This window comes from Streptococcus oralis (genome assembly GCF_001579175.1).
GTDB classification, from domain to species: Bacteria; Bacillota; Bacilli; order Lactobacillales; family Streptococcaceae; genus Streptococcus; species Streptococcus oralis_O.
Map to the genome: position 1 here is coordinate 260,768 of NZ_KQ970760.1, position 6,665 is coordinate 267,432.

General features: G+C 39.7%; 1 protein-coding gene. It reads left to right on the forward strand.

Features of this window, described 5'->3' with window-relative positions:
* Positions 1-362: 362 nt before the first annotated feature.
* Positions 363-6,665: YSIRK-type signal peptide-containing protein (locus tag SORDD24_RS05565; protein WP_061408454.1), on the forward strand; the 6,303-nt coding region annotated here is incomplete at its 3' end.

The window sequence follows — 6,665 nt, forward strand, 5'->3', positions numbered from 1 at the left end:
GAAGTTTGTAATAAAAGAAAATAAAATATACATGCAAAGTTAGTTTGAATTAATATACCAATCGAACAAGAAATATAGTGTGTGACCTATGATAGCTTGATACATCTTATTTTACAAGTCAAAGAGTCTGAAAATTGTTGTATTTTTGGAAAATATTTATTTTAAATTTAGAATAAAAAATAAGTCATTTTATTTGCCATAGACTAGGAAATATGATATCATCAAGTTGTATATTGTAGACAATTTTATGATATTGAAAATGACTTCTGACATCTTTTGTTTCATCTGAGGTTAGCTGTGAGTTTGCGATATCAATAACTTGTAAATCGATATCAAAATAAAAAAGGAGGTTGTGGGTCTAAATGAAAGGCAAGCAACAACAAGATTTTAGAGTAGAAAAGTATATCCGTTACGGTATCCGGAAATATAGCTTTGGAGCAGCATCAGTAGCAATTGCAGCTGGTTTGATGTTCCTTGGAAGTGGCGCGGTATCAGCAACGGAAGTTCAAGGTGCTGAAGCATCAGTAGCATCGACGACATCAAAAGCACAAGATGGTGTTCCGTCATCTGACAAAGGAAAATCTGAGTCAGAGACTGCATCTGCCAATGCAACAGTAGAAAGCAAATCAGAAGCTATTAAGGTTGCAGATAAAGTAGCTTTGACAAATAAAGTAGCGGCTTTGGAAGCGAAATTGTCTACTGCTAAGAAAGCGGATGTGGCAGCTCAAACAGCTGCTAAAGAAGCATTGGTTTCAGCTAAAGCAATTCTAGCGAAGGCAGATGCTAGTCAAGCAGATGTTGATGCAGAAGCAGCTAAAATTGCTGATTTGACTGCTGTTTTGACAGAGTCAGATGCAACTGCTCAAAAAGCTGAAACAGCAAAAACAGCTACCCCTATCACTGAGGCTAAAAAAGTTTTGGACCAAGTGACGTCAGAAGCGGAAGTAACTAATGTCCTTGCAGAAGAAGCTGTTCGTAAGAATCATGTTGAGGGTGAAAATAAAGAAGCAATCGAAGCAGCGGTTGCAAAAAACAAAGAGGTTATTGCAGAAGCTAAAAAGACCTTGGATGTAAAAGACTTGACTATCAAAGAAATTGATGCTCAACTCTCACGCTTGAATGAGTCTATCCTTGCGGTATACAATGACCTTAAAAAAGCAGGAATCGGTCGTGATGGGAAGCTTGCTGTAGCCTTAGCAGCACAAGATTTTTATGCTGAAGAATCTACAAGTACTACTCATGCTTCAGAAATAAATGCAACAGTCCATACAGGAACAGATACATATACAATTCCACACCAAGAAATTAAACTAATCACCGGGACTGATGCTTCAGGATTAGAAGTAGTTGTGTATTCTAACCAACGTGATGGTGCTGATACAAATGCTGGAAATGGACAGACTACTGCACAAGGTGGTGCAACTGGTCATAACAATAAAGGTCGTGTTGATTATCCTTTAACACCAGAGGCTTCTAAAAAGTTAGTGGAAGAGGCTCCGCTATGGAGAAATAAACTTCGTGCAGATGGCTCAACGATTTCAAATGCAGCAACTGCGATTTATTCAGCTAACGGTGGGTATGAATACCTAGCTACAGAAATTTATGGTTATGCATATGAGCAAGGGGTTGATCGTGTATATATCAAAGGTTTGAAAGACCGTATTGCTGTTACAGAGGCTGCTAAGCAAGCTGGATGGAGTCTTACTTCTATACAACCAACCAATTTTGTTCCTGGTTTAGCATATGATGAGGCAACAGATACTATTCAAGGGGTGGTCTCTGCCAATATTGAAAACGGGGTATATGATTTACGTTTTAATATAACTGCAACTAACACTGACGGCCGTTCAGTAACTTTCCAACTTCAGAATTTACGTATGGGTTGGGTAGGATGGCAAGACACCACGCCTCCTAAAATAGAATCTGATTCTGCTCGTTATGAACGTACTGTAGGTGATGATGCGAATATCAATGTCCGAATTTATGATAATGCTGGATCAGGTGTGATTCCTAAGGGTACTTCTGGAAACTATAGTTATACAACAGCTGAAGGTAAGGTAATTACAGTTCGTAAACAGAATTCACCAGCTGTAACTGGTGTGTCAGGCTATAATACTGTAGGAGCGACTTTAGATGATTCTAAAGTGTTGATTCCAGGTACCAACTATAGTCTTTCCAATAGTTCAGGAACTGAACAAGCTAATGATAGAACCAATAATGGTCAAGCTATTATTGGAGGTAAGGTTACGGAGGCAGGTATCTATACTGTCTCAGTATATGCTAAAGACTATGATAAGTTATCTAGCAGTACAACTTGGAACCAATCAGGTCAAGAGGCACATGCTTCTCTCACAGTTGTGGTGAAACCAAAAGTTGAGGTTCAAAACGTTGAAACTTACTCAACTTCAGTACCAGTTAAAATATCTAAAGGAGCTACAAGCGCTAAGGTTACAATGCCAGATGGAACTGTAACAAACTTGAAAGCCGTTAATGGTAAATGGCTTGTAGATAGTGGTTCAACCAATACAGCGGTTACTGAAAATCAAGAACTAGGTGCTGTAGATTCAAATACCGTCTTTAATATTCCAGTCACGTCAGAAGCAACTGCAAAAGTTGGTGTTGATAATATCAAAGTAGAAGCATCAGCTGAAAATGTTAAGGGAACTTTCCTACGTGAACAAGTTGAATTAACTGGAACTGACGGTCAAAAGCACATCGCAAAATTAAATAGTACGTCTGGTCATTGGGAACTTCCAGCTGACTATGCCGAAGTGAAAACAGCAAATGGAGATGGGACTACAACTTGGACGAAACGCCAAGTATACACTGAAACGAAACTAGATGGCGGTATGAAATTCTTCATTTACGAATATACTCGTCAACTTGATAAAGATGGAAATGTAACAAGTGTAACTACTCCTGATCGTCCAATGACGGAATATGTTTCTCAAAATACTAACCAAGCTGGCGATGGTATGTCAGTAACTATTACTTTTGACAAACATTCAAACACATGGACATCATCAGATGGAACAGAAGTTACTGCTAAAAAGTTGGGTGATGATTCATGGGAAGTTCATACTAAATCAGGATTTGGTGGAATCATTAGAGGAACAATCGCAACTAACTCAGATGTTGCGACTGTTGTCAATACGAAACCAACTGCAAGCTCACAAGATTATACTTCTACTAAAGGAACTGCGGTAGATCTCCGTAATGAAGCAAAAGCTGCAGTGACAATCTCTGATGCAGAAGATACTAAGTACGGAAAAACAACTTACATTACTCGTATTACAGTAACATCTCCTTCAGGAGTTCAGAAGGTTTATGACACTAAACAAGATGCAAACAACTATAATCTTGCTAGTGGTTATACACTGAGTGAAGTGGGAGTCTATACAGTAACAGTTGACGTTATTGATAGTAATGGCAATTACACAACAGATGCTACAATAGGTGGAACTGAATCTGGTGTGGATCATGGGGCTGGCTCATCAACAGCTACAACAACTTACCACATCACAGTAACAGACTCGATTGAAGGTCATAATGTAACATCCACAGATGTTCAAGGAGCGACTCAAACAGGTACTCCAACCTTTACATCTGTTGGTGATGGCTCACCTGTGGTACCAAGTGCTACTTCACCTGCTAAGTTGGTAGATCCTACCACTGGTAAGTTAGTTGACCAAGTAACAATTGATGGTCAAGGAACATACACAATTAATAATGAAACTGGTGTTGTGACATTTGTTCCGTTGAAAACATTCACAGGTACAGCAACCCCAGTGACTGTATCATTAACAGCAACTCTTGGTCAAGATAAAGATGGACAACCTATTACCGCTACAGCGACAGCAACTTATACTCCAACTGTTACACCAGTTACTCCAACAGCAACTCCTGCAGAATCAACTGGAATCCAAGGCGCTACTCAAACAGGAACGGTAGCATTCAAAGAAGGACACTCTGTTGCTCCAATCAAGCCGAACTCAGCTGTTCTTCTTGATAAGAATGGTACTCCGGTAGCACCTGGAGCTTCAGTAGATGCTTTGGATGAGAGTGGTAACAAAGTGGGGGAATATACAATTGACCCAACTTCAAATACTGTAACATTCACTCCAACCGATAAGACTTACAAAGGTAAAGTCCAACCTGCAACAGTTCAGGCTGAAGATGAGAATGGTACAAAAGTTAAGACAACTTATACTCCACATATTGTAGGTGTTACTCCAACAGCAGAACCTGCTAAGTCAGTTGATGTCCAAGGAGCAACTCAAGAAAGTACAGTAACATTCAATGGTGGCACGACTACACTGGATGGTAAACAGGTGACTGTAGATATTGACCCAGCTACTTTCACTCTTTTAGATGAAACCGGAACTCCAGCAACATCTGTTCCAGCTAAAGACCCTAGTGGAAATGTTATTGGTACATATACTCTGAAAACAGTTGGTGAACAAGCCGTTGCAGTCTTTACCCCAACTGATAAGACTTATAGTGGTGAAGTTCAACCTGTGCGTGTACAGGCTAAAGATAAAAATGGTATTTCGGTTGAAACAACTTACACACCATTGATTACGCCAGTTACACCAACAGCAACTCCAGCAACTTCTGAAAATATTCAAGGAGCAACACAAACAGGCACCCCTACATTTGTTCAAGGTGATGCAATTGCACCAATTAAACAAGGTTCAGTAAAACTTCTTGATAAAGAAGGAAATGAAGTTCCTGCAGGTCAGACAACTCCAGCTTATGCTGAAGATGGGACTACTGAAATTGGTACATTCTCTATTGATCCAACAACTGGTAAGGTAACCTTTAGTCCAACGGATAAATTGTATTCTGGTAAGGTTACTCCAGCAACTGTGCAAGCAGAAGATGAAAACGGAACTAAAGTAACGACAACTTACACGCCACAAATTATCCCAGTAAATCCTATTGGAGTTCCTGCGACTTCTGAAGATGTTCAAGGTGCAACTCAAACTGGAAAACCAGAATTCCAAGGTGGAACTGCAGTTGTCAATGGAAAAGAAGTTACTGTTGAGATGAATGACACTGTTCCAGCTAAATTGATTGATGCTAAAACTGGAAATGTTGTGGATTCTATCACTATTCCGGGTGAAGGTACTTATACTGTAGCACCGGACGGAACAGTAACCTTTGTTCCTGAAAAAACCTTTACAGGTCAAGCATCAGGCGTTGAAGTTTTACGTGAAGACAAGAATGGAACCCCCGTTACAGCAAGCTACACTCCAGTTGTTAAGGCAGCAATTCCAACAGCTACTGATGCTGTTACAGAAGACATTCAAGGTGCAACTCAAAAAGGAGTACCTACATTCCTAGGTGGTAGGGTTACTGTTAATGGAGTGGAAAAAATTGTTCCTATTGATGAAACCAAAGGTCTTGAACTTATTGATCCAAAAACAGGAAAACCAACAGATCAACCAATTGTCATTCCAGGCGAAGGAACTTATACTGTAAATAATGGTATGGTAGAATTTAAGCCAGAACCACAATTTACTGGAAAAGGAACAGGCGTAGAAGTTCAACGTGTAGATGAGAATGGAACTCCTGTAAAAGCTAAATACACTCCAGTTGTTAAACCAGCAACTCCAACAAGTTCGGATGTTATTACAACAGATGTTCAGGGTGCAACTCAATCAGGAACACCAACATTTGAAGGTGGAAAAGTCAAAGTTAATGGTATTGAGAAAACTGTTGAAATTGATGAAACAGTCAAACCAACGTTTGATGATGGTACAACAGAGAAGACAATTCCAGGTGAAGGTACATATACTATTGATGAAACTGGAAAAGTAACCTTTACTCCCGAGAAGACATTTACAGGTCAAGCAACAGGTGTGACTGTTAAGCGTGTTGATAAGAATGGAACCCCAATTACAGCTAAGTATACCCCAGTTGTTATCCCGGTTACACCTACTTCAAAAGATTCTGAATCAGAAGGTCCGAAAGGACAACCTCAATCAGGAACACCAACATTTGAAGGCGGAAAAGTAACAATCAATGGTAAAGAAATTCCGGTAGAAATTGATGAAACAGTTAAGCCGACCTTTGACGATGGTACAACAGAGAAGACAATTCCAGGTGAGGGTACATATACTATTGATGAAGCTGGAAAAGTTACTTTCACACCAGAGCCAGAATTTGTAGGTCGAGCAACTGGAGTAACAGTTAAACGTGTTGATAAGAATGGAACCCCGATTACAGCTAAATACATCCCTACTGTACGTCCGAATACTTCATTTGTTGATACTAAAGGAAATATCCTAGCACCAAGTGAAGATGGTTCGCAACCTAAGAAAGATATTCCAGGATATAAAATTGTTGAAACTAAGGTTGATGAAAAAGGCAATGTGGTCCACGTTTATGAGAAGGTTAAGACTAGTCACAAGGATAAGGAAGGCAATGAAATTCCAGGTTATCCAAGCGAAGATGGTGAACAACCTAAGAAAGATATCCCAGGCTACCGCTTCGTAGAGACTAAGAAACTTCCAAACGGCGACACAGAACACGTTTATGAGAAGGTTAAGACTAGTCATAAGGATAAGGAAGGGAATGAAATTCCAGGTTATCCAACCGAAGACGGCGAGCAACCTAAGAAAGATATTCCAGGCTACCGCTTCGTAGAGACTAAGAAACTT